At 57.5% G+C, this 2500-nt stretch carries 2 protein-coding genes (both only partly in view); one reads left to right on the top strand and one right to left on the bottom strand.

Annotated elements, in window-relative coordinates:
- On the top strand, nucleotides 1-2073 hold the 3' portion of the coding sequence (katG, locus tag PPHA_RS00520; RefSeq protein ID WP_012506954.1) for a catalase/peroxidase HPI. Its footprint begins 126 nt before the window's first position; only the last 2073 of its 2199 coding nucleotides appear in the window; the start codon falls outside the window, past its left edge; it ends in the stop codon at nucleotides 2071-2073.
- A 47-nt stretch (nucleotides 2074-2120) separates the two neighbouring features.
- Here katG and PPHA_RS00515 read toward each other — a convergent pair whose 3' ends face one another.
- Nucleotides 2121-2500, bottom strand: the 3' portion of a protein-coding gene (locus PPHA_RS00515; protein ID WP_012506953.1) for a PHP domain-containing protein. Its footprint extends 322 nt past the window's final position; only the last 380 of its 702 coding nucleotides appear in the window; the start codon falls outside the window, past its right edge; the stop codon is at nucleotides 2121-2123.

The following is a 2500-nucleotide window of genomic DNA, read 5'->3' as shown; positions in this document are numbered from 1 at the left end:
TCCCTCACCAATCCGATGGGAGAAGAGTTCCGATACAAAGAGGAATTCAAAAAACTCGACCTGAAGTCCGTAAAAAAAGATCTCTATGCACTCATGACCGATTCGCAGGAGTGGTGGCCGGCAGACTACGGCCACTACGGCGGGCTTTTTATCCGGATGGCATGGCACAGCGCAGGCACCTATCGAACCAGCGATGGCCGAGGCGGAGGAGGCACAGGCAATCAACGCTTCGCACCGCTCAACAGTTGGCCCGACAATGCCAATCTCGACAAGGCACGCCGACTGCTCTGGCCAATCAAGCAAAAGTATGGGAGAAAACTTTCCTGGGCAGACCTCATGATCCTTGCGGGCAACTGCGCACTGGAGTCGATGGGCTTCAAAACCTTCGGGTTCGGCGGAGGACGCGTGGACATCTGGGAGCCGGAAGAGGATATTTACTGGGGCAAAGAGGTCGAGTGGCTTGGCAGCAATCGCTACAGCGGGGAACGTGATCTTGAAAATCCCCTGGCCGCCGTGCAGATGGGGTTGATCTACGTCAATCCCGAAGGGCCGGACGGAAACCCGGACCCCGTTGCTGCAGGCAGAGACATTCGAGAAACTTTCGCGCGCATGGCCATGAACGACGAGGAAACCGTAGCGCTGGTCGCTGGTGGACACACCTTCGGCAAATGTCACGGCGTCGGTGATCCGAAGCTGATAGGCCCCGAGCCCGAAGCCGCTGAAATCGAAGAGCAGGGACTTGGCTGGAAGAGTGGCTATGGCAGCGGCAAGGGGGACGAGACCATGACCAGCGGACTGGAAGGAGCATGGACGCCCGACCCGATTCATTGGGACATGGGCTATCTCGGTATGCTCTTCAAATACGAGTGGGAACTGACGAAAAGCCCGGCAGGCGCCTGGCAGTGGAAGCCGAAAGATGTAGCCGAGGAGGATCTCGCTCCGGCGGCCCACGATCCCTCAAAACGGGTACCGACCATGATGACCACTGCCGACCTTGCTATGCGCATGGATCCGCTCTATGGGCCGATCGCACGGCGCTACTATGAGCATCCTGAGCAATTTGCAGACGCATTCGCGCGGGCGTGGTTCAAGCTGACCCACCGCGACATGGGCCCACGCTCACGTTATCTCGGCGCCGAGGTGCCTGCAGAGGAGCTGATCTGGCAAGATCCGGTACCGGCAGTCGATCATGAGCTGATAGGCGAGGGAAAGATCAAAGAACTCAAAAAACGGATCCTTGCCTCCGGGCTCTCGATTCCGGAACTGCTCTCGACAGCATGGGCATCGGCATCCACATTCCGCAGTTCGGACAAGCGCGGTGGAGCCAACGGATCTCGCATCCGGCTTTCGCCGCAGAAGGAGTGGGAAGTCAACCAGCCGGAACAACTGCAACGGGTGCTGGGAAAGCTTGAGGAAATCCGTAATGCGTTCAACGGCGAACAGTCGGGAGGGAAGCAGGTTTCGCTTGCCGACCTGATCGTGCTGGGAGGATGCGCCGCCGTCGAAGAGGCCGCCCGGCGTGCTGGCAACGATGTAACCGTCCCTTTCATACCGGGCCGCACGGATGCCTCGCAGGAGCAGACCGACGTGGAGTCATTTGCCGTGCTCGAACCGCTCGCTGACGGGTTCCGCAACTACACCAAACGAAAATACAGCGTGACGCCAGAAGAGATGCTTATCGACCGCTCGCAGTTGCTGACACTGACCGCCACGGAAATGACCGTGCTACTGGGAGGTCTGCGTGTGCTCGGCGTCAATTTCCGGCAGTCACCGCATGGCCTCTTCACCAATCGTCCGGAAACACTCACCAATGACTTCTTCGTGAATCTGCTCGACATGGGGACGGAGTGGAAACCGCTCTCGAAAGAACATGAGACGTTCGAAGGCCGTGATCGCAAAACCGGCGAGGTCAGGTGGAGCGCTACCCGCGTCGACCTTATTTTCGGCTCGAACGCCCGGCTCCGAGCTATTGCTGAGGTGTATGGAAGCGATGACGCACAGGGGAAATTCGTGCAGGACTTTGTTGCGGCATGGAACAAGGTGATGAACCTCGACCGGTTCGACCTATCGTAAGCAGCGGCAGGCTGCCTGAAAACGGGCAGCCTGCCAAACATGCCCACTCACTTGATCTTCCCTCCCCGATAGAGAAAGAGCGATACCCGGTCGTTCTTCCTGATAGCCGCCTTGACCGACTCCACATTCTTCTCACACTGCAGCAGCGTTTTCCATGAGAGCAAATGGCGTTCTTCGTGAAAATCGGAGTTCCCGATATAATTGAATTTTTTCAGCCCAACCACATTGAACAGATCGTCGCGATTGGCCACCTCCCAGGCATCGAACATGGTGGCAAGCCGCTCGTGGTTCTCCCAGAGATAAAACGAAGGATCGTCGCCTGAATGGTTCCTGATATAGGGATGGCAGGCCACCGAAATGCCCTGCTGCCTTCTGATACAGGCGATAATATCCTCGACGGGCATATCGGGCGAGATATACTCCTTGA

The organism is Pelodictyon phaeoclathratiforme BU-1, assembly GCF_000020645.1.
Classification (GTDB): Bacteria; Bacteroidota; Chlorobiia; order Chlorobiales; family Chlorobiaceae; genus Chlorobium; species Chlorobium phaeoclathratiforme.
This window is presented reverse-complemented; position numbering and strand designations above follow the sequence as displayed.